A 22,044-nucleotide genomic window follows, 5' to 3' on the forward strand; every position below is an offset into this window, starting at 1 on the left:
CGGGGGCGGCCCGGCAGCCGCTCACTTTCTTTGCTTCGCCAAAGAAAGTAAGCAAAGAAAGGCGACCGCAAAGTCTCCGCCCCTGTCGGGGTGCCCGAAGCGCTGCAGGCAAAAGCAGGAAGCGAAATAACTCGCCCTCGCTGCGCTCGGTGCTCAGACAGATTTCGCTTCTTTATCCGCTTTTGCCTGCAGCACTTCGGCGGAGCCAGAGCGGCTGTTTTTCACCCCATCCCCACCCCGGCCCTCCCCTTGAAGGAGAGGGAGAGGTTCGTTCTTTAGCTTGCGTCTGAAAACGATAAAGAGCCCTTCAACTCCCTCCCCTTCAAGGGGAGGGTCGGGGTGGGGATGGGGTGTGCATTTCCCTTTCTGACGACGCCAAAAGCGCGCCTGTCAAAACGGATCAAGAAGCGAAACCTGTCTGAGCCGAAGGCGAGTTTGTTTCGCTTCCCGTTTTGACAGGCGCACTTTTGGGAACCCGCGCAGCGGGCGGCGGCAGTAGGGTCGCCTTTTTTGCTTACTTTTTTGGCGAAGCAAAAAAGTGAGCGGCCCGCCGGGGCCGGTCCCGGCAAGCCCCCACGAAGAGCCACCCGCACCGAATCACCGAAGAAAAACCACACACAACCCTAAGCATTCAACCGACTCATCATCGCCTCCGGATACCGCAACCCCGCCGCAACATCCTTCGGAAAGATCGCATTGATCGCATCCATGTGCGCCTCGTCGATCCGAATCTCCACCGCCGCCACATTCTGTTCAAGATACTTGCGCCGCTTGGTCCCGGGAATCGGCACAATATCCTCGCCCTGCGCCAGCACCCAGGCCAGCGCCAGCTGCCCCGGCGTGCAGCCGATCTGGGCCGCTACTTCCCTCACCTTGTCGACCAGTTGCAGGTTCTTCGCAAAATTCTCGCCCTGAAAGCGCGGACTGCGCGCACGGTAGTCGTCCGGCGCGAAATCCTGCGGACTACGGATCTCTCCGGTGAGGAAGCCGCGTCCCAGCGGACTGTAGGGCACGAATCCGATGCCGAGCCGACGGCAGGTGTCGAGCACCTCGCCTTCCGGATCGCGCGTCCACAGGGAATATTCGCTTTGCAGCGCGGTTACTTGATGCACCTTGCACGCGCGCTCCAGCGTGCGCGGGCCCGCTTCCGACAGGCCGATGTAACGAATCTTGCCTTCCTTGACCAGGTCGGCCATCGCGCCGACCGTGTCTTCAATCGGCGTGTCGGGGTCGACGCGGTGCTGGTAGTACAGGTCGATCACATCGATGCCGAGCCGCTTCAGGCTGCCTTCCACAGCCTGCCGTATGTACTCGGGCTTGCCGCTCACGCCGTAGTCATTGGGCTTGTCCGGCGTGCGCACGATGCCGAACTTGGTGGCGATGACCAGTTTGTCGCGCTTGCCCTTGATGGCACGCCCGAGCAATTCCTCGTTGGTATGCGGGCCGTACATGTCGGCGGTGTCGAAGAAGGTGACGCCCAGATCAATGGCGCGATGGATGGTGGCGATGGATTCCTGGTCATCGCGGTTGGAATAGAAATCGCTCATGCCCATGCAACCCAGGCCGATGGCGGAGACTTGCGGACCGTCTTTTCCGAGGCGACGCGTTTTCATCGTTTATTCCTTTCATCAGGCTTCAGCGGAGAGGACCATTTCCGTTGACTGGGAGACGCGGCGCAGGTTCACGTCAACGCAAGGACTTTTGAACTTGCGCAGCAATCTCGTAGGAATGAAGACGCGCGGCATGATCGAAGATCTGCGAGGTGACCATCAGTTCGTCCGCGCCGGTGCGGGCAATGAAGGCGCTGATTTCCTTCGAGACCGTTTCCGGCAATCCGACTGCCGAGCAGGACAGGACCTGGTCCAGCAAGGCCTTCTCCTGCGCACCTATGCGATTCCGGTAGTCCTCGACCGGCGGCGGCAGTTGCGAGGGCCGGCCGCTGCGCAGGTTGACGAAAGCCTGCTGCATCGATGTCGCACGGAATTGCGCCTCTTCATCCGTATCAGCAGCGAAAACATTGAAACCGAGCATGACGTAGGGCTTGTCCAGTTGCGCGGAGGGCCGGAAGGTCGCGCGGTACAAATCGATCGCCTGCATCATCTGCGCGGGAGCGAAATGCGATGCGAAGGCATACGGCAGGCCAAGCGCCGCCGCGAGCTGCGCGCCGAACAGGCTGGAGCCCAGGATCCAGATCGGCACCTTCAATCCCGCGCCGGGCACCGCACGCACCGAGCGCCGCGATTCAGCGGAAAAATAATCCATCAGCTCGACCACATCCTGCGGAAATTCATCGGCGTCGGAAGCAAGATTGCGGCGCAAGGCACGCGCGGTGGCCTGGTCGGAACCGGGGGCGCGCCCGAGGCCCAGATCGATGCGGCCCGGAAAGAGCGATTCCAGCGTGCCGAACTGCTCGGCAATCACGAGCGGCGAATGATTGGGCAGCATGATGCCGCCCGCGCCGACGCGGATCGTGGAAGTGCCGCCGGCAATATGGCAGATCAGCACGGCTGTCGCGGCGCTGGCGATGCCCGGCATGCCGTGATGCTCGGCCAGCCAGAAGCGATGGTAGCCCCAGCGCTCCGCATGCTGCGCGAGGTCGAGACTATTGCGAAACGACTGCGCAGCATTGCTGCCTTGTGCAATCGGGGAAAGATCGAGAACGGAAAATTGGGTCATTTCAATTGTATGGGTGAGATGGTGCGCTGTTCTGAGATTGCGCTTTTGCGGGCGGGCAATTCCACCCTTCTCCGCGCAGATGACAAGGATGATGATAGCGAAATACGCCTCTGCTCGTACGCCACGCCCAACGCGCAACGGAACCAAACCCCAGCCGTAACATCACACTTGGCATATCCGCCCCTGGCGGACACTCCGATCAATGGCTACCGGAGTCGACACACATGAACACCAGATCCGCACCGAAAATCGATGTCTTCTCGCCCATCGCACTGGACTCCCTGCAACTGAAGAACCGCCTGGTCATGCCGCCGCTGACGAGAAGCCGTGCCGAGCCGGGCAATCTTCCCTCCAGCATGGCGGCCACCTACTACAGCCAGCGCGCGGGTGCCGGCCTGATCATCACCGAAGCGACACAGGCCAGCGCCGGGGGCCAGGGTTATATCGCGACACCCGGCATTTACAGCGAGGCACAGGTCCAGGCATGGACGAAGGTGACCGACGCCGTTCACCAGAAAGGCGGCGTGATCTTCATGCAGCTATGGCATGTGGGCCGCATTTCGCATCCCGACTTCCGCGGCGGCGATCTGCCGGTCGCGCCTTCCGCCATCGCGCCGCGCGGCGTGCAGACCTACACCGCGGACGGCCTGAAGGATATCCCCACGCCGCGCGCGCTGGAGACGCATGAAATTCCGGTCATCGTCGAAGAGTTCAGGCAGGCCGCGCGCAATGCGAAGATCGCCGGCTTCGACGGCATCGAAGTGCATGGCGCGAACGGCTATCTGCTTGACCAGTTTCTCGAAGACGGCACCAATCAGCGCACCGACCGCTATGGCGGCAGCATCGAAAACCGCGCGCGCCTGCTGCTCGAAGTGATTGCCGTGACCGCCGACGTGTGGGGCAGCGATCGAGTCGGTGTGCGCCTGTCGCCGGGCGGCACCTTCAACGACATGTGCGACCGCCATCCGCAGGAAACCTTCGGCACAGTCGTGAAGCGTCTCGCGGCGCTCGACCTCGCCTACCTGCACCTGATCGAACCGATCCAGCCGCAAGGCGAGCACCCGATGCCCGACCTGTCCGTACATTTCTTCCGGCCGCTCTATCCCGGCACGCTGATCGTTGCGGGCGGCTATAACCTGGCGCGCGCCAACGCAGTCCTGCAAGCCGGCCTCGCCGATATGATCGCCTTCGGCCAGTCTTTCCTCGCCAATCCTGATCTCGTCGAACGCCTGCAGCGCGGCGCGCCGCTCAACACGCCCGATCCGCAGACCTTCTATAGCGGCGGCGCCAACGGTTATATCGATTATCCGACCTTAGGCGAGATGTAAAGCCGGACATTCGGTTGGCTTGCATAAGCCATCATTCTGTCCACGGAAGGCACGGAAAACACGGAAAGAGCTCGTGTTGCATTTTTTCGCGGTTTCCGTGGTTTCCGTTGACGATCCGTTGACGTACTTCCTCAACGCTGGTCTTCATTCAATCATCCTGTCCGGTTGACGCGCCGCAAATCCTGCGACCGCGCAATTGGGCACACTGGCAAATCCATACCGCAGGATCTACCCCAATGTCGCATCGACCCGCCTTGTCCCACGCAAGCATCGACCTGACGCATGAAGTAGACGTACTGGACGAACGCGGCCGCTCTTCCACCATTGCAATTCCGGCCGAGCGGCCCCTGACCGTCTACGTGGACAAGCGCGAACTCGTCACCCTGATGACGCTCGGCAGCGCGCCGGAAGCCTTGACGCTGGGCTATCTGCGCAATCAGCGGCTGGTGCGTTCCATAGAGGAAATCGTCTCCTTGCAGGTTGACTGGGAGGTCAACGCAGTGGCGGTCAAGACGCGTTCCGGCATCGCCGATATCGAAGAGAGGACAGCCCGCAAGGTGGTCACGACAGGTTGCGGTCAGGGCTCGGTATTCGGCGACCTGATGGAGGAAGTCGACACCATCACCCTGCCCGCCGATGCACGACTGGCGCAGTCCGTTCTCTACCATATCGTCGACACCATCCGCACCCAGCCCTCGATCTACAAGCAGGCCGGCTCGGTGCATGGCTGCGCATTGTTTTCTTCCGAGGGCCGCCTGCTCTACTTCATCGAAGATGTCGGCCGGCATAACGCCGTCGATGCCATCGCCGGAAAAATGTGGCTTGACGAGATGCGCGGCGGCGACAAGGTGTTCTACACGACCGGCCGCCTGACCTCGGAAATGGTGATCAAGGGCGCGCAGATGGGCATTCCCTTTCTGCTGTCGCGTTCCGGCACCACGCGCATGGGTCATACGGTGGCGCAGCGTCTCGGCATGACCCTGCTCGCGCGCTGTACCGGCAAGCATTTTCTGCTGCTCACAGGAAAGGAGCGGCTACATTATGAGCCGCATCTATTGAGTAGCGTCATAAGCCTTGCGTGATGCGAAGCTGAAACAGATGTCAGCGTCGTAACATGGGTCGGCATGCTGCTGAAAACATCGCACAGCGGTTCTTTCAACAGCGTGCCAGGCCGGGCTTTCATTGCGGCATACCGGCCGCCGCATTTTCACGATCACGATTTCCATGGGCTTGAACGATTCCGTGCATGCCGCATTTTCCCTTCTTCTTTCAGGAGACGTGGAACTGTGGCAGATCGTGTGGATTTCCGTGAAGACATCGCTGCTCGGCATGCTGGTGGCGGCGCCGCCCGCGCTGGTGCTCGGCTATCTGATCGGCACGCGCGTTTTCCCCGGGCGGCGCATCGTGATCTGGCTCACGCAGGCCGCCTTGTCCCTGCCGACTGTGCTGATCGGATTGCTGCTGGTCATGATGCTGTCGCGGCAAGGACCGATGGGCAGCCTGCAGTGGTTGTTCAGCCAGCCCGGCATCGTGTTTGGCGATGCGCTGATCCTGCTTCCGCTGCTGATCGCGCTGACGCTCGCGGCGGTGCAGGCGACCGATCCGCGCATTGCCGAAACCGCGATCGCGCATGGCGCATCCGGCTGGCGCCTCATGTGCACCGTGCTGCATGAAGCACGCTTCAGCGTCATGGTCGCTGCCGTCAACGGCTTCGGCCGCGTCATTTCGGAAGTCGGCTGCGCGCTGATGGTGGGCGGCAATATAGCCGGAGACACGCGCACCATTCCGACCGCGATTGCGCTCGAAACCAGCAAGGGCGAATTTTCCCAAGGCATCGCGCTCGGCCTCATCTTGATGGCGATTGCGCTGGTCATCAATGCCGCAATGCTGCTATTGCAGGGCAATGCCGGTTCTTCGATGGGGGCATGATGAAATCCCTGCTGAACATCCATCGTCTGCAAAAGAAAATCGGCCAGCGCCTGCTGCTCGACATCGATCAACTGCACATCGAGGCGGGCTGCGCCTATGTGCTGACCGGCGCCAACGGTTCGGGCAAGAGCACCCTGCTGCGCGTGCTGGCCGGGCTGATGCCGGCCGACATTGGAGAGGCGAAGTTCAGCGGCGACAGCGTACGGCTCTCCCCTTATCCGAAGGCCATGCGCGACGCCATCGTGTACGTGCATCAGCATCCGGTGCTGTTCTCCACCAATCTGTTCCATAACATCGCCTACGGCCTGTTGGCGCGCGGCGTGAGCAAGGCCGAAGCCGGCAGGCGAGTCGACGAGGCGATGGCATGGGCCGGCATCGCACACTTGCGAAGCAGCAAGCCGGCCGTGCTGTCGGGTGGCGAAAAGCAGCGCGTCGCGCTGGCACGCGCCAAGGTGCTGTCGCCCAGACTGCTCCTGCTGGACGAGCCGACCGCCAATCTCGACGGCCGGGCGAAGGAGCAGGTGATCGGCCTGATTCCCTCCCTGCTGGATGCCGGCAACAGCATCGTCATCGCCTGCCATGACCGCGACCTCATCGCGGTTTCCGGCATGCAGCGCATGAAGCTGCGCGACGGCCGTCTGCAACTGAAAACGTCCTCAACGTCCTCATGAAAGATAAACCATGCGCCTGTCTTCCTTGCACTGTCGCGTTGTTCTGGTCCTGCTCGGCCTGCTCTGCGGCATGTCGGTCGCAAATGCCCAGACGCTCCGGCTGTCGACCACCACCAGCACCGAAAACTCTGGCCTGCTCGCCTGGCTGCTGCCGCAGTTCGAGCAGCAGACACACCTGAAGGTCAAGGTGATCGCGGTGGGCACCGGCAAGGCGCTGGAGCTGGCGAGGAGCGGCGACGTCGACGTCACGCTGGTGCACGCGCGTGCGTCCGAGGACAAGTTTGTGGCCGAGGGATATGGCGTGAACCGGCGCGATGTAATGTACAACGATTTTCTGCTGGTCGGCCCGACCAGCGATCCGGCCGGCATCCGCGGCGACAAGGATGTGCTGCACGCGCTGAAGAAGATCGTCGCCGCGCAGGCCCGCTTCATCTCGCGCGGCGACAACTCCGGCACCGACCAGATGGAAAAGACTTACTGGAAGCAGCTCGGCGTCTCGCCCTCCGGACCCGGCTACCTGTCGGCCGGCGTCGGCATGGGCCAGGTGCTGAACATGGCCGGCGAACTGCAGGCTTATACGCTGACCGATCGCGCCACCTACGGCGCGTACCGCGCGAAGACCGGGCTGGCGATCATGGTCGAGGGCGATCCGAAAATGTTCAATCCGTATGGCGTGATCGCCGTCAATCCGGAGCGACACAAGGAAGTGAACTACGCGGGTGCAATGCAGTTCATCCAATGGCTGACGTCCGCCGAAGGGCAGAAGAAGATTGCGGCCTTCAAGGTGGACGGACAGCAGTTGTTCTATCCATCCGCATCAGCGCCGTGAGTGGCGCTCACCGACGTCAAACCGAGGACAAGACATGGCTGCAGAGCGATTTTTCCAGCGCTGGGCAAAAAGGAAAGCCGAATTCGCGAAGGCGGAAAACGGCAAGCCCGATGTCCATCCGGTTGAAGATGCCGTCAAGCCGGCAACGGCTTCCGGCAGCGCGGACGCGTCCATGCTGCCGACCATGGATGACGTGAAGCATCTCGCGGCCGACTCCGATTACTCGCTCTTTGTCGCGAAAGGGACCGACCCGACAGTGCGGCGCGCGGCCATGAAGGTGCTCTTTTCCGATCCGCACTTCAATGCGATGGACGGCCTCGATGTCTATATCGGCGATTACACCCGGCCCACGCCGCTGACACCGGCGATGCTCGCGGCCTTGCAGCACGCGCGCAGCATGTTCCCGTCCGTCGAGGAGCAAGAACAGGAGCCGGAGCCAGACAAGGCCGGCAAGAATGACCCACCCGCGCCGGAGATACCGGATATGCCGGACATGCAAGCATGACAGACAGGCGGATTTCATGAACACGACATTCAGGATTTGCAGTTGCAACCGCAGCATGCCGCTCGACGCCACCGCAGGCGAAAAACTCGGCAAGGCGCTCGGGACAGAAACCCTTCCGATCGCCCACGAATTGTGCGGCAGACAAGTGGACGCCTGCCGCGATGCGCTGAAGGGAACAACGCCAGTGGTGGTCGGCTGCACACAGGAGAGCGCGCTGTTCGAGGAACTCGCGCAACAGGAAAATGGCGCTGTCCCGCTGCGCTTCGTCAACCTGCGAGAAACCGCGGGATGGGGCGCGCAAGCCGCGAGCGCCCTCCCGAAGATGGCGGCGCTGCTGGCCGACGCCGCCCTGCCCGCCGCCGATCCGGTGCCGGTGGTGAACTATTCTTCGCGCGGCCGCGTGTTGGTCATCGGCAGCGCCGACCGGGCACTGCCATGGGCGGAGCGCCTGAGCAAGCAGTTGAGCGTCAGCCTGCTGTTGACCGATGCACGCGCCACCACTTCGATGCCGCACGCGCGCCGCTATCCGGTGTTCTCCGGCGCCCAGGTCGAGGTCGGCGGCTGGCTGGGCGCTTTCACGGTGCACTGGCAGCAGTCCAATCCGATCGACCTGGACCGCTGCGTGCGATGCAATGCCTGCATCGATGCCTGTCCGGAAAACGCGATCAGTCCGGTATTCCAGATCGACCATGAGCGCTGCAAGCGGCATGGCGATTGCGTGGAAGCGTGCGGCGCGGTCGGCGCCATCGATTTCGCGCGGCAGCCAATTCGGCAAGAGCTGCAATGCGACCTGGTATTCGATCTGTCCCCGACGCCCTTGATCACGCTGCACGAACCGCCGCAAGGCTATGCCGCGCCCGCGAACGACATCGCGGTCGAGCATGAAGCGGCGCTGCCCCTGGGCCAACTGGTCGGCGAATTCGAGAAGCCGAAATACTTTCGCTACAAGGAAAAGCTCTGCGCCCACAGCCGCAACCGGAAAACCGGCTGCACCGCCTGCATCGACGTCTGTTCGACCGGCGCGATCAGCACGTCCGGCAGCAACCGCAATCACATCAAGGTGGATCCGCATCTGTGCATGGGCTGCGGCGCCTGCACCACGGTCTGCCCGTCGGGCGCGCTCGGCTATGGCTATCCCGATGCGCCGTATCTGGGACGGCGTCTGAAAACGCTGCTCAGCACCTATGCGGCAGCCGGCGGCAAGCAGCCGGCGCTGCTGTTCCACAGCAAGGAAGGCGGCACCGCGCTGATCAATACGCTGGGTCGCCTGGCCAAAGGCAGCAAGCGCTTGCGCGGCCTTCCGGCGCGCGTCATCCCGCTGGCGCTGCATCACGTCGCCTCGGCCGGCATCGACCTGTGGCTGAGCGCCATTGCCTGGGGCGCATCCGGCGTCGCCGTGCTCGCCACCGGCGAAGAAGCGCCGCAGTACATGACCGCGCTGAGAGAGCAGATGCAGATTGCACAGGCGATCCTGTCGGGCCTCGGCTACGGCGGCACCCATCTGCAGCTGATCGAGGCTGCGACACCGGAAGCGCTGGACGCGGCCCTGCTGCATGCGCCGCGCGGTGAAGTGCCGGGAGTGCCGGCCAGATTCAATGCCTTTGCCGACAAGCGCGATACGCTCGATTTCGCCATCGGACATCTGCAGGAACACGCTCCCGCGAAGGTAGAGGAAATTCCGCTTCCGGCGAGTGCGCCTTTCGGCAGCGTGCAAGTCGATTCCGCCGCCTGCACCCTGTGCATGGCATGCGCCGGCGCCTGCCCTTCGTCCGCGCTGATGGACACCGCCGACCGGCCGCAGCTGCGCTTCATCGAAAAAAATTGCGTGCAATGCGGCCTGTGCGTGCAGACCTGCCCCGAGAACGCGCTTACGCTCGTGCCCCGGCTGAACCTGCGCGATGCGGCGAAAAATCCGCTAGTACTGAATGAATCGCGGCCCTTCTCCTGCATACGCTGCAACAAGCCCTTCGGCACGGAGAAAGTGATTGAAAGCATGCTGGCAAGACTGGCGGCACATGATGCATTCAGCGCCAATCTGGAGCGGCTGAAGATGTGCGGCGACTGCCGCGTGATCGACCTGATGCAGTCCAACCCGGGCGCGTTCACCTCGGTGCGGCGGCCGTGATTCCGCGCCGCATTGTTGCCGATCGGCGTTTGATGAGACGCAAATCGTTGTCGACTAGTTCTCGTTTTGAAGCCGGCAGGAGAAACATTTGGCCATTCCTGAATCAAATAACGGTCGGTGCGTGTACTTTGAGCCCATTTCCTGCCCGACAGCACACATTGTCCGTGGAGGCGCATTTGAACAGAAAGCGCGTCGAATGAATCGGCCCGAAGCCGCGCATGCGGAGCATATGGCACAGGCGCAGGCCGACGCGGACGAACTGGCCCGCGCGGACTTCTATGCGCTCATCGCGCGCCTGCTGCTCCGTGCGCCTGACGCGGCGCTGCTGAGCGCCCTGGCCGGCGCCGATTCGCTTGTTGCCGGACAAGCCGGCAATCCGCTGGAACTCGCCTGGGAAAAACTGATTCTTGCCGCCGGCGTGATCGACGCCGACGCCGTACGTGAGGAATTCGACGCCCTGTTCATCAGCATCGGTACGCCACTGATCAATCCTTACGCATCGCTGTACTTGGCCGGCTTCATGATGGAAAAGCCACTGGCGGGATTGCGCGCGGACCTGGCGCGCCTCGGCCTGTCCCGCGCTGCGGGTAGCGGCGAACTGGAAGACCATCTCGGCGCCTTGTGCGAAGCGATGCGCATCCTGATCGCCGGCGCCCCGGGCGTCGCGCCACGGCCACTTGCCGTGCAAAAGACTTTTTTCGAGAAGCACATCGCCACATGGTATTTGCCGTGCCTGGACCACGTTCGTGATGCACCGGGCGCGAATTTCTATCAGCGGGTTGCCGATTTCATCCAGGCCTTCTTCGAGATCGAAGCCGAGGCGTTCACGATGGATGAGGCATGCGAAGTTCAGTGAAGTGAGTCGGAGGAGCGAGAACATGGACAAGAACAAGGCGGCCCATCATTCAAAGACCGCGTCACGGCGCAACTTTCTGGCCGCGGCCGTCGGCATGCCGGCGCTCGCCGGCGCCGCCGCGCTGCTGACGCCACAATCCGGCATCAAGACAGATCCGCCTGCCGCGTCTTCACCCCCTTCCGCCCCTTCCGACGCGAAGGGCTATCACGAAACCGAACACATCCGGAAATACTATTCCACCGCGGCTTTCTGAGGAGGCGTCAATCATGTCCCTTGTTCGGAAATCCGGCGGCGCCGACGGGCAGGCCACGCTGGTGCGCAGGAGTGCGGAGCGAAATGGCTCGGCCGCCTCGTCGACCATGAACCGGCGCAGCTTTCTCATGCGCACCGGCGTGACGGCGGGCGCCGCCGTCCTCGCACGCCAGTTGCCCTTGAACGTGATTCAACCCGCCGCTGCGGCCGAAGGGGCGAGTGCGCCGGCCGCCGCTGCCGCCGGGCCGGAGTTGAAGCGCACCATCTGCACCCACTGCTCGGTCGGCTGTTCGGTGGACGCCATCGTGCAGAACGGCGTGTGGGTGCGCCAGGATACCGCTTTCGACTCGCCCTTCAACATGGGCGCGCATTGCGCGAAAGGCGCATCGGTGCGCGAGCACGGGCACGGCGAGCGCCGCCTGCGCTATCCGATGAAGCTAGTCGACGGCAAGTACCAGCGCATTTCCTGGGACCAGGCGATCAACGAGATCGGCGACAAGCTGCTGCAAATCCGCGAGAAGTCCGGGCCGGATGCGATCTTCTGGATCGGCTCCAGCAAGCACAACAACGAGCAGTCCTACCTGCTGCGCAAGTTCGTGTCGATGTGGGGCTCGAACAATTGCGATCACCAGGCGCGCATCTGCCATTCGACGACGGTGGCCGGCGTGGCCCAGACCTTCGGCTACGGCGCGATGACCAATTCCTTCAACGATCTCTCGCACAGCAAGGCGGTGATGTTCATCGGCTCCAATCCGGCCGAAGCACATCCGATCTCGATGCTGCACTTCCTGCACGCGAAGGAACTGGGTGCAAAGATGATCGTGGTCGATCCGCGCTTCACGCGCACCGCGCGCTTTGCCCACCACTATGTGCGCATTCGTCCCGGCACCGACATTCCCTTCGTGTGGGGAGTGCTGTGGCACATTTTCAACAACGGCTGGGAAGACAAGGAATACATCGCGCGCCGCACCTATGGCATGGACGACGTGCGCAAGGAAGTGGCGAAATGGACGCCGGACAAGGTGTCGGATGTGACCGGCATACCGGAAGAAGCCGTCCGGCTCGTGGCCGAAATGCTGGCCAAGAATCGCCCTTCCTCGATTGTCTGGTGCATGGGCATCACGCAGCATCACGTCGGCACGGCCAACGTGCGCGCGCTGTGCATCCTGCAACTGGCGCTGGGCAATATCGGCGTTGCCGGCGGTGGCGCCAACATCTATCGCGGCCATGACAATGTGCAGGGCGCGACCGACGTCGGCCCCAATCCGGATTCCCTGCCCGGCTACTACGGCGTGGCAGAAGGGGCGTGGAAACATTTCTCGGCAGTCTGGGGCGTCGACTACAACTGGATGCTGTCGCGCTTTGCCTCCAAGGAGCTGATGGAAAAGCCGGGCATGACCGTGTCGCGCTGGTTCGACGGCGTGCTGGAAAAGAACGAATTCATCGACCAGCCGAGCAATCTGCGTGCGGTGTTCTACTGGGGTCATGCGCCCAACAGCCAGACGCGCCTGCCGGACATGAAGGCGGCGATGCAGAAACTCGACATGCTGGTCGTGATCGATCCCTATCCCAGCATGACGGCCGCGATGCACGGCCGCAAGGACGGCGTGTATCTGCTGCCGGCCGCGACGCAATTCGAGAGCCCGGGCTCGGTCACCGCCTCCAACCGCAGCCTGCAATGGCGCGAGCGCGTGATCCAGCCGCTGTTCGAATGCAAGACCGACCATGAAATCATGTACCTGTTCGCGAAGAAGTTCGGCTTTGCGAACGAGTTGTGCAAGAACATCAAGGTCGTCAAGGACGAGCCGGTGATCGAGGACATCCTGCGCGAGATCAACCGGTCCTGCTGGACCATCGGCTACACCGGCTGTTCGCCGGAGCGCCTGAAGCTGCACATGCAGAACAAGCACACCTTCAATCCGACCACCCTGCTCGCCGAGTCCGGCCCCTGCAAGGGCGACTACTACGGATTGCCCTGGCCCTGCTGGGGCACGCCGGAGCTGAAGCATCCCGGCACACCCATCCTGTACGACCTGTCGAAACCGGTGATCGAAGGCGGCCTGCCCTTCCGCGCCAACTGGGGTGTCGAGCACAGCGGCGCGCCGCTGCTGGCGGCGGACGGCTCGACCACGAAGGGCAGCGAGATCGACACCGGCTATCCGGAATTCGACCATGTCTTCCTGAAAAAACTCGGCTGGTGGAACGAACTGACGGCACAGGAACAGGCGCTGGCGGAAGGCAAGAACTGGAAGACCGATCCCTCCGGCGGCATCATCCGCGTGGTGATCCAGCATGGCTGCGCGCCCTTCGGCAATGCGCGCTCGCGCGCCAATGTCTGGAATTTCCCCGACCCGGTGCCGGTGCACCGCGAGCCGCTGGTCACGCCGCGACGCGACCTGGCCGCGCAATATCCGACCTATGACGACAAGGCGGCCTTCTGGCGCCTGCCGACGCTGTTCAAGAGCGTGCAGGCGGTGGATTTCGTGAAGGACTATCCGCTCATCATGACCTCCGGCCGCCTGGTCGAGTATGAAGGCGGCGGCGATGAAACGCGCTCCAACCCCTGGCTGGCCGAGTTGCAGCAGGCCATGTTCGTCGAAGTCAATCCGCTCGATGCGGCGCGCACCGGCGTCAAGACCGGCGAGTTCGTCTGGGTCGAGACGCCGACCGGCGCGCGTCTGAAAGTGCATACGCTGGTGACCCAGCGCGTGCCGGAAGGACTGGTGTGGATGCCCTTCCATTTCGGCGGATGGTGGATGGGCGAGGATCTTGAACCGCATTATCCGCAGGGCGCGGCGCCCATCGTGCGCGGCGAGGCGGCCAATACCGGCTGGACCTACGGCTACGACATCGTGACGATGATGCAGGAAACGAAAGCCTCGCTTTGCAGGCTGGCGAAGTACTGACAACGCACTGACAAAACACTGACACGGAGACCCGCATGGCCGCCAGAATGAAGTTCATTTGCGATACGGAGCGCTGCATCGATTGCAACGGCTGCGTCACCGCCTGCAAGAACGAGAATGAAACGCCGTGGGGCGTCAATCGCCGCCGTGTCGTGACCATCAACGACGGCGTGCCGGGCGAGCACTACATCTCGGTCGCCTGCATGCACTGCACCGACGCGCCCTGCATGGCGGTCTGTCCGGTGGACTGCTTCTACCACACCGAAGACGGCATCGTGCTGCATGACAAGGACACCTGCATCGGCTGCGGCTACTGCTATTTCGCCTGTCCGTTCGGCGCTCCGCAATTCCCGGAGACCGGCGCCTTCAATCATCGCGGCAAGATGGACAAATGCACCTACTGCGCGGGCGGCCCGGAGCCGGACAATACCGAAGCCGAATTCCAGAAATACGGACGCAACCGCATCAGCGAAGGCAAGCTGCCCGTCTGCGCCGAGCAATGCGGCACCAAGGCCCTGCTGGCCGGCGACGCCAACACCATCGCCAAGATTTACGAGGCGCGCGTCGAAATCCGGGGCTACGGGCCGGAGCTGTGGGGCTGGGACATTGCCTACCAACCGTCCAAGGCCGGCGAGATCAAGGCCAAGGGCAGCGGGCCGCGCCCCAACCAGGACCTGAACGATTTCCAGAACAATCCACGAAAGCTGCCGACATGACGAACTCGCGACTCCTGATGGCGCCGATGGTGCTGATGATGCCGCTGCTGCTGACCGGCTGTCTGGAAGTCGAGCAGCACCCGGCCTGGATCAACGGCCAGTACAACGGCAAGGCGGACAACCTGCCGCCGCAGGCCAATTTCCACAATGACCGGCTGGCATGGTATGCGGCGATTTCCAATCGCAATCTGCGCCAGAACGAATACAACCGGACCAACGACCGGAGGTAGACATGCTTCTCGCCCCTATCCGACCGCACCTTTGGCCTGCCCTGTTGCTGGCCATGTTGCTGGGCTTGCTGCTGGCATGGCTTCCCCTGACGGCGCGCGCGGCGGTCCCCAACGACAGCGCGCATCCCGCCTATGCGGAAGAGCAGACCATCCTGCAGGTTGAAAAAGACTTGCCGGAGCCCGGCTACGGCGATGCCGCATCGGGACGCGAGCATTTCGACCGGCACTACATCATTCCGCCCGGCTTCATGCCGGAACAGGATGTGATCCTCCAGCGCGGCGGCAACACCTGGCGCGTCCTGCGCAACGGCAGCTTCGCCACCATTTCCGGCGTGCTGGTCCTGGTTGTGCCGCTGCTGCTCTTCGGCTTCTATCGCGCCTTCGGCCCGGCGCGCCTCGAACATCCGGCCACAGGACGCAAGATACAGCGCTTTTCGGATTGGGACCGGCTGATCCATTGGACGACGGCAATCGCTTTCCTGACCATGGCCATCACCGGCCTGATCGTCCTGTTCGGCAAGAAGGTACTGCTGCCATGGATGGGCCATGAAGTGTTCTCGTGGTTTGCCGTCATCTCGAAGTATCTGCACAACTTCGTCGGGCCGCTGTTCATTGCCTGCTCGATCATCCTGTTCTTCAACTTCGTGCGCAAGAACCGCTTCGTTCGCGGCGACTGGGTCTGGATCCGCAAGGCCGGCGGCATGGTCAGCCATGAACATGTGCCGACCGGCTATTTCAATCCCGGCGAAAAACTGTGGTTCTGGGGCGGCGTCACGCTGCTCGGCCTCGTCATGTCCCTAACCGGGCTGATGCTGGACTTCCCCTACTTCATCAATGCCGGCGCGAATACCGGTTTCACCCGTTATCTGCTGCAGATGTCCAATTATTTCCACCTCGCCGGCGCGACGCTATACATCATCGCCGCGATGGGACATATCTATCTCGGCACGCTGGGAACGCCCGGCGCCTACGAGGCCATGCGTTACGGCACGGTCGACGAGGAATGGGCGAGGACGCACCACGAACTCTGGTACGACGAAGTGCAGGCGGAAAGCCGCCATGCCGTCACGCCCGGCCGTCCGATTCCACCCGGCACCACGCCGCGCCCCGGAAGCTGAGGAAGGAACAACACCATGGACAGCAGAAGCGCCATTCTTCTCGGACTTTCCGTCGCGCTGACGACCGCACTGGCCGGATGCAACAAGAGCGGCACCTCGCCCGCCAGCGCCGATGTCAGTCAGACCCATTTCCCCGGCGGCGTCACCTCGGGCGGCGGCACCAGTGGCGAAATCATGGCGCGCGCCAGCAGCGCGGGGGCTACCGCGAAAGTCGGCGGCGACGAAGGCAAGCGCGGCCAGGCGGCGACGCCGAGCGGCAGCGTCAGCGGCACGCCGGGCATTCCCGAAGGCGCGGGCGGCACGACGAGCGGACCAGCCATGGGCGGCACCACGCCAGGGGCAGCCGGCACGAAAGCCGCGCCGGCTCCGAAGTAGTCGAAAGGACAGAGCCATGCACAAGCGAAAACCAAGGTCGCTGAGGGCGGCGATCCTGCTGGCAGGATTGTTCTCCGTCGGCGCCGCCGCCAAGTTGCCGCCGCCGACACCGGAACAGCAACAGGCCGCGGCCGCCAAGAAGGAGCAGGCAGCAGCACAGGCAGCCAAGGAAAAGGAAATGCTGGACGCGACCATGGACAAGATCGCCGCACGCTGGCGCGCCGGCGGCGGCAAGACGCATCCCCCCTCGGCCGCGGCGGAAGCGGTAGTTCCGGTGCGCAGCGAAAAGCTCGGCACGGCGGCGCCCAGCACCGATGTCAAGCAGCCGGAAAAGCAGGGGCCGCCGGACAAGATCAAGTAAGCCCGACCCGCCTATAGAGGAGACAACCAATAATGCGTATGGCCAGAATGCCGATCGCCGTGGTCATGCAGCGCCGAACCATACGCCACAAATGGGCAGGCGACGCATGGTCGGCTGCTGGCGTCGTACCCGATCCCGGCGGCCTGGCGCCTGTCACCCCGCTCGGCCGCAGCGAAGACGGCGAGTCCTACCTCGTGTCGGGACTGCACCTCGACATCTACCCGGATGAAGACGACGGCTACTTCGAAAACTGGGTGGCGCCGGAACCGAAGGTGTTCGTCATGTGGCGCTTGCAGGATCAGCGCGCGATGCCGGTGGCAGCCTCGGTCAGTTACGGAGAAGGCACACGCATGCTGGACTCGGGAGAGCCGGTCGACGGCGTCGCGATGCCGCGCGAGATCCACGCGTGGCTGGCCCAATACCTGCAAGAGCACTATCGCCCGCGCGAACGGCGGGGACGAGAGCACGGATAGGAAGACGGATCACATCGCCACCGGGACGCCGTCCGCGCCCACGCTGATCATGGGAACCGAGCGCTGCCGGCGCAACACCTCGCGTGCGACATCCACCGACAGCAGTTTGACGAGACGAGGATACGGAACCGGCATCACGATGGCATCGCAGCCGCACTGCTCGGCCATGTCAATGATATGAAAGGCGACATCGCCTTCGCGCATCAGGTATTCGACATCAATGCCTGCCTCCTGCAGCTCGCGCGCGGCATCGTCCATCAGCAACTTGCCGCGCGCCGACTGGAACCGGAGCAGATCGTCCTCGCTCTTGTAGCGCAGAATGCGCCATTCATCCGGGGGAACGGCCACAAACAGAAGCGACACGCGCAGCGGCGTGCCTGCGCGATGCTGCTGCAATGCATAACGAATGGCCCAGCGCGAGCGTTCGGTCGCATCCACCGGAATCAGCAGGTGAAGAGGTGCCCCGCCGCCAGCGCGGCTGAAGTCGTTCATATTGGTCATGTCACTCATCGCGGCCTCCATTAGAGAAGCTGAAAGGCAAGAATGGCGACGCAGGTCGGCAGGGCCGCCGCGGCGAACAAACCGCCTGGACTGATCGCCGAATTGCGGAAGTAGCCTTTCAGAATCGAGAACCCGGCCGGATTCGGCGCATTGGCAATCACCGTCAGACCGCCGCCCGTCACCGCCCCGGCAACGAGCGCGTACTTGAATTCGGGCGTGACGCCTTCCACCAGCGACCCCAGGTAAGTCAGGGCCGCGTTGTCGGTCACGGCGGTCAAGGTCGTGGCAATGTAGTAAAGCGATGTCGAATCGACCTGTGAAAGAGTCGCTTCCAGCCACCACTGCTGAAGACCGCCAAGCGTCACCAGACCCGCGAGAAAGAAGGCCACCATGAGGCCTTCGCGCAGGATCAGCTTGTCCTGATGTCGCTGGTAGGCATGCGTAAAGCCCAGGAAGAACAGGAACAGGCCCATGAAGATGACCGGATGATGGGCAAAGGTGACCACCGCCGCCAGAAACGCCACATGCACCCCGACGATGAGCGACGGCACGCTTCCCGGCTGCTCGGCGTTGACGGCAGCCGGGCCCTTCTCCACGATCTCCTTGCGGAACAACCAGGTTACCGCGGCAGCGTTCACAAACACCGCGATGGCCGCCTTCCAGCCGAAATGCGCCAGCATGAACGGCGTGTCCCAACCCCAGGTCGCGGCAACCATCAGCACCGGCGGCGCGGCAAACGAGGTGAGCGTGCCGCCGATCGAGACATTGACAAACAGCACACCGAGACTCGCATACTGCAGGCGGTTGCTCAGATGATTGGTAAAGAAACTGTTTCGCAGCAGTATTGCCGCAAGCGTCATCGCCGCCGGCTCGGTGATGAAGGAGCCGAGCATGGGAACCAGCGAGAGACACAGGAAATAGACCGCCAGCGCGTCGGGAATCGGAATCGCATGGGCCAGCTTGCGGACCAGCGCCAGCACGGCTTGCAGGATCGGCTTGCTGGCCGCGATCACCATGATGACAAACACAAACATCGGCTCGGTATAGTTGCGCCCATCGAGATAGTGAATGGTTTCATCCTTGCCCATGATGCCGAACATGAACACCATCAGGACCAGCGCCCAGAACCCGAACACGACCTCTACCTCGCCCAGCAAATGCCAGAGCCCGGCATGACCCGGTTGCAGGATCGCCAATTGCGAAAAGATCCTGGTCGAGAAAGTGTGCAGGACAGCGACGGCAAAGACGACCGCTGCGATCACTTCAACAGAATTCGGTGCGAGCGATGTCATGGCCTGATATACGGAATGGGTTGTGATGGCTTGCATCTTAGGCGCGCAACCTGCCCTTGAAAATTGGGGCGGGCGCGTACGGCAAACCACTATCAACTTCTCCGCGGCGAGCGCTGGTACCATTGCTCCTGGGGCCGCTTATCAGACAACCGGTAGCGCGTCCGGATAAATCAAGCGGTGAGCAGAGGACGTTATGGATGTCCACGGAATACACGGAAGGCGCGGAAAGCAGCAATTTTTTTGTCTCTTGTGGATATCTATAATTTCCCCGCCATGGAACTGAAATCCTTGCCCACAAAAGGCGATATGGATGCTCGGCGTGCTCCAAAAAAAAGCAAAAAACCCAAGGATTTCTTCCGTGATTTCCGTGTATTCCGTGGACATCCATAACACTCACTAAGTGAAACCCTTACGGGCTCCTGCGAATTACCAACGCGGCCATGAACGCACACAATGACAATTTGAAACCACGGAACAGTCAGGTGGCGTCCATGTTTCCCGTTTTGCGTTTCGGCTGGCACGACGTGCTCGTGCTGGTCCTGGGGTATGTCGCTCTCGACTGGGTGAGCTATATTCATCCGCTGTACGGCCTGAACATCACACCCTGGAGCCCGGCGGCCGCGCTCGGCCTGGTCTATGTGCTGCGCTTCGGTCCCCGGGCGGCGGCGACGCTCGGCGTGGCGATCCTGATCGCGGATGCATGGGTGCGCCATCTTCCTGCCGCGCTGCTCTTATGGTTTGCACTGTCGGCGCTGCTGACCTGCGGCTACTGGGCCATCGCGGCATTGCTGCGGCGACGGCTGGCGGGCACCAGCCTGTTCACGGACCTGCATGGCCTGATCGAGTGGGTCATCATCATTGCGCTCGGCACGCTGCTCAACAGCGTCGTGTTCGTCTCCGCGCTGTCCTTCACGCGGCTGATTCCGCCCGAGGCCTGGAGCAGTGCGCTGCTGCGCTACTGGGTCGGCGATTGCGTCGGCATCATCGTCTCGATGCCGATTTTCTGGATGCTGCTGGACGAGCGCGGACGCGCCAAACTGCGCGCGGTCTGCCTGACCTGGCGCATGGCGGTGTATTTCCTGGTCATGCTCCTCAGCCTGTGGGTGGCATTCGGCATCGGCGCGCAAGCCAACTACAAGTACTTCTATGTCCTGTTCCTGCCCATCGTCTGGATGGCTGCAAAAGACGGTTTGACCGGTGCCGTGCTCGGAGCGACCATGGTGCAGCTCGGCATTATCGGCAGCGTGCAGCTGCTCGGTTTTCCCGCGGTGACCGTGCTCGAAATCCAGACGCTCACGGTGGTGCTGGCATTGCTCGGCTTTTTCATCGGCGTGGTGGTCGACGAAAAGCAGCGCGTCAGCGCGGAGCTGCGCCAGACCCTGCGGCTGGCCGCCGCCGGCGAAATGGCGGGCGCCCTCGCGCATGAAATCAATCAACCCCTGACGGCCCTCTCCGCTTATGGCGGCGCATGCGAAAAGCTGCTCGCGCAAGGCGATACCGGAGAACGCCTGCGCGATGTCATCCGGCGCATGGTGGCGGAGTCGCATCGCGCCGCCGAGGTGGTGCGCCGCCTGCGCGATTTCTTCCGCACCGGCGCCACGCAGCTTGAACACGTGCCGCTGGCCGCGCTCCTGTCCGCCGCGAGCGAGCCGTTCGAGAAGCGCGCCCGGGAGCAGGATGTCGCGCTGAGTATCGCAGAGCTACCAGCCTGCACGCTGTTGGCGGACAGGCTGCAGATCGAGGTGGTCCTGCGCAATCTGTTGTCCAATGCATTCGATGCGGTTGCCGCCCAGCCCAGCGGGAAACGCAGCATCCGCATCACGGCTAGGCTGGAAAATCCGCGCTCGGTCTGCATTCGCATCGAGGATTCCGGCAGCGGCGTGCCGGCGGAACTGGCGGCGCACCTGTTCGAAGCATTTCATTCCTCGAAGGCAAGCGGCCTCGGGCTGGGGCTGACCATCAGCCGCGCGATTGCCGAAGCGCACGGCGGCAATCTGCTGGCGGAACCGGCCGACCACGGCATATTCAAACTGATTCTGCCGGTCGAAGGAAAAAGGGAGAGAAGCGATCATGCCACCTAGCGGATATACCGTCTTCATCGTCGACGACGACCAGTCGGTGCGCGATGCGCTCGGCCTGCTGCTGAGCGTGCAAGGCTATCCGATCACCTTGTTCGCCGATGCGGAAAGCTGCCTCGCGGCGTATCGCCCGGACTGGCGCGGCTGCATCCTCATCGACATCCGCATGCCCGGCATCGACGGGCTGGCGCTGCAGAAGCGCTTGCTGGAACTGGGCAGCACCCTCCCCGTCATCGTCATGACCGGCCACGGCGATGTGGAATCCGCGCGTGAAGCCTTTCGCTCGCAGGCGGTCGATTTCCTGGAAAAGCCGATCGACCATGACAAGCTGATGGCTGCCATCGACGAAGCATTCCGCCGTCAATCCACCGTGCAGGAAGCGCACGGTCAGGCGGCCGAGTTCGAGCAACTGCTGGCGACCCTCACCGCGCGCGAGCGGGAAGTCATGGAACTGGTGGTCGCGGGCCGCCACAACCGCGAGATCGCCGATCTGCTCGGCATCAGCCCGCGCACGGTGGAAGTGCACAAGGCGCGCATGATGGCCAAGCTCGGCACGCAACGCATTCCCGATCTGGTGCGCTTGATGTTACAGAAGCATAGGGGAAGCGAATAAGGACTGTTCCGTGGGGTGCAAGGGATTTCTTCGGTGACCCGGCATTGTCGTCTCTTCGTGGATGCTTGCCGGGGGCGGCCCGGCAGCCGCTCACTTTCTTTGCTTCGCCAAAGAAAGTAAGCAAAGAAAGGCGACCGCAAAGTCTCCGCCCCTGTCGGGGTGCCCGAAGCGCTGCAGGCAAAAGCAGGAAGCGAAATAACTCGCCCTCGC

Annotated in this window: 22 protein-coding genes; 18 read left to right on the forward strand and 4 right to left on the reverse strand. The window is 62.7% G+C overall.

Going from position 1 to position 22,044, the window contains the following annotated elements:
- Positions 1–623 precede the first annotated feature (623 nt).
- Entirely contained in the window at positions 624–1,613 is a 990-nt protein-coding gene (locus VJ651_RS08855) for an aldo/keto reductase (RefSeq protein WP_324107103.1), read from the reverse strand.
- A gap of 73 nt (positions 1,614–1,686) precedes the next feature.
- Positions 1,687–2,676, reverse strand: coding sequence for an LLM class flavin-dependent oxidoreductase (locus VJ651_RS08860; RefSeq protein WP_324107104.1), 990 nt, complete (start codon positions 2,674–2,676; stop codon positions 1,687–1,689).
- 224 nt (positions 2,677–2,900) lie between these two features.
- On the opposite strand from VJ651_RS08860, the gene VJ651_RS08865 reads away from it, so the two are divergent.
- The 16 genes from VJ651_RS08865 (at position 2,901) to VJ651_RS08940 (ending at position 17,350) form a co-directional block, all read left to right on the forward strand.
- Complete coding sequence (locus VJ651_RS08865; protein WP_324107105.1) at positions 2,901–4,004, forward strand: alkene reductase; 1,104 nt, start codon at positions 2,901–2,903, stop codon at positions 4,002–4,004.
- Positions 4,005–4,240: 236 nt separating this feature from the next.
- Complete coding sequence (locus tag VJ651_RS08870) at positions 4,241–5,086, forward strand: formate dehydrogenase accessory sulfurtransferase FdhD (RefSeq protein ID WP_324107106.1); 846 nt, start codon at positions 4,241–4,243, stop codon at positions 5,084–5,086.
- Positions 5,087–5,228: 142 nt separating this feature from the next.
- A complete protein-coding gene (locus VJ651_RS08875) occupies positions 5,229–5,933 on the forward strand; it encodes an ABC transporter permease (RefSeq protein ID WP_324107107.1) in 705 nt (234 codons plus the stop codon).
- Entirely contained in the window at positions 5,933–6,604 is a 672-nt protein-coding gene (locus VJ651_RS08880) for an energy-coupling factor ABC transporter ATP-binding protein (RefSeq protein WP_324107122.1), read from the forward strand. Before VJ651_RS08875 ends, VJ651_RS08880 begins: the two co-directional genes overlap by 1 nt.
- Positions 6,605–6,614: 10 nt before the next feature.
- Complete coding sequence (locus tag VJ651_RS08885) at positions 6,615–7,433, forward strand: extracellular solute-binding protein (protein WP_414691325.1); 819 nt, start codon at positions 6,615–6,617, stop codon at positions 7,431–7,433.
- A gap of 34 nt (positions 7,434–7,467) precedes the next feature.
- The gene (locus VJ651_RS08890) at positions 7,468–7,938 is read left to right on the forward strand and encodes a DUF3306 domain-containing protein (protein ID WP_324107108.1); all 471 of its coding nucleotides are present in this window, start codon (positions 7,468–7,470) and stop codon (positions 7,936–7,938) included.
- A gap of 16 nt (positions 7,939–7,954) precedes the next feature.
- Positions 7,955–10,063 (forward strand): 4Fe-4S binding protein, encoded by a 2,109-nt coding sequence (locus VJ651_RS08895; RefSeq protein WP_324107109.1) that lies wholly within the window; start codon positions 7,955–7,957, stop codon positions 10,061–10,063.
- A gap of 196 nt (positions 10,064–10,259) precedes the next feature.
- Positions 10,260–10,919, forward strand: coding sequence for a molecular chaperone TorD family protein (locus tag VJ651_RS08900; protein WP_324107110.1), 660 nt, complete (start codon positions 10,260–10,262; stop codon positions 10,917–10,919).
- Positions 10,920–10,941: 22 nt separating this feature from the next.
- Entirely contained in the window at positions 10,942–11,172 is a 231-nt protein-coding gene (locus tag VJ651_RS08905) for a twin-arginine translocation signal domain-containing protein (RefSeq protein ID WP_324107111.1), read from the forward strand.
- A gap of 13 nt (positions 11,173–11,185) precedes the next feature.
- The gene (locus VJ651_RS08910) at positions 11,186–14,077 is read left to right on the forward strand and encodes a formate dehydrogenase subunit alpha (protein ID WP_414691326.1); all 2,892 of its coding nucleotides are present in this window, start codon (positions 11,186–11,188) and stop codon (positions 14,075–14,077) included.
- A 35-nt stretch (positions 14,078–14,112) separates the two neighbouring features.
- Positions 14,113–14,793: a formate dehydrogenase FDH3 subunit beta gene (gene fdh3B, locus VJ651_RS08915; protein WP_324107112.1), complete on the forward strand. Its 681-nt coding sequence runs from the start codon at positions 14,113–14,115 to the stop codon at positions 14,791–14,793.
- Positions 14,790–15,023, forward strand: a complete 234-nt coding sequence (locus tag VJ651_RS08920) for a hypothetical protein (protein ID WP_324107113.1) — start codon at positions 14,790–14,792, stop codon at positions 15,021–15,023. Before fdh3B ends, VJ651_RS08920 begins: the two co-directional genes overlap by 4 nt.
- 2 nt (positions 15,024–15,025) lie before the next feature.
- Positions 15,026–16,141: a formate dehydrogenase subunit gamma gene (locus VJ651_RS08925; RefSeq protein ID WP_324107114.1), complete on the forward strand. Its 1,116-nt coding sequence runs from the start codon at positions 15,026–15,028 to the stop codon at positions 16,139–16,141.
- Between the two features lie 15 nt (positions 16,142–16,156).
- Complete coding sequence (locus tag VJ651_RS08930) at positions 16,157–16,516, forward strand: hypothetical protein (protein WP_324107115.1); 360 nt, start codon at positions 16,157–16,159, stop codon at positions 16,514–16,516.
- A 16-nt stretch (positions 16,517–16,532) separates the two neighbouring features.
- Positions 16,533–16,877 carry a hypothetical protein gene (locus VJ651_RS08935; protein WP_324107116.1) on the forward strand — a complete coding sequence of 115 codons (345 nt, stop codon included), beginning with the start codon at positions 16,533–16,535 and terminating at the stop codon, positions 16,875–16,877.
- 32 nt (positions 16,878–16,909) lie between these two features.
- Complete coding sequence (locus tag VJ651_RS08940; RefSeq protein WP_324107117.1) at positions 16,910–17,350, forward strand: DUF3305 domain-containing protein; 441 nt, start codon at positions 16,910–16,912, stop codon at positions 17,348–17,350.
- A gap of 9 nt (positions 17,351–17,359) precedes the next feature.
- Here VJ651_RS08940 and VJ651_RS08945 read toward each other — a convergent pair whose 3' ends face one another.
- Together VJ651_RS08945 and VJ651_RS08950 are read right to left on the reverse strand one after the other, a co-directional pair.
- Positions 17,360–17,860, reverse strand: coding sequence for a universal stress protein (locus VJ651_RS08945; protein ID WP_324107118.1), 501 nt, complete (start codon positions 17,858–17,860; stop codon positions 17,360–17,362).
- A gap of 11 nt (positions 17,861–17,871) precedes the next feature.
- Positions 17,872–19,143: a putative Na+/H+ antiporter gene (locus tag VJ651_RS08950; RefSeq protein WP_324107119.1), complete on the reverse strand. Its 1,272-nt coding sequence runs from the start codon at positions 19,141–19,143 to the stop codon at positions 17,872–17,874.
- Between the two features lie 491 nt (positions 19,144–19,634).
- Here VJ651_RS08950 and VJ651_RS08955 point away from each other — a divergent pair, with 491 nt between their 5' ends.
- The gene (locus VJ651_RS08955) at positions 19,635–21,224 is read left to right on the forward strand and encodes a sensor histidine kinase (protein WP_324107120.1); all 1,590 of its coding nucleotides are present in this window, start codon (positions 19,635–19,637) and stop codon (positions 21,222–21,224) included.
- The gene (locus tag VJ651_RS08960; RefSeq protein WP_324107121.1) at positions 21,214–21,834 is read left to right on the forward strand and encodes a response regulator transcription factor; all 621 of its coding nucleotides are present in this window, start codon (positions 21,214–21,216) and stop codon (positions 21,832–21,834) included. Before VJ651_RS08955 ends, VJ651_RS08960 begins: the two co-directional genes overlap by 11 nt.
- Positions 21,835–22,044 lie beyond the last annotated feature (210 nt).

This window comes from Noviherbaspirillum sp. (genome assembly GCF_035254865.1).
Taxonomy (GTDB): domain Bacteria; phylum Pseudomonadota; class Gammaproteobacteria; order Burkholderiales; family Burkholderiaceae_D; genus Noviherbaspirillum.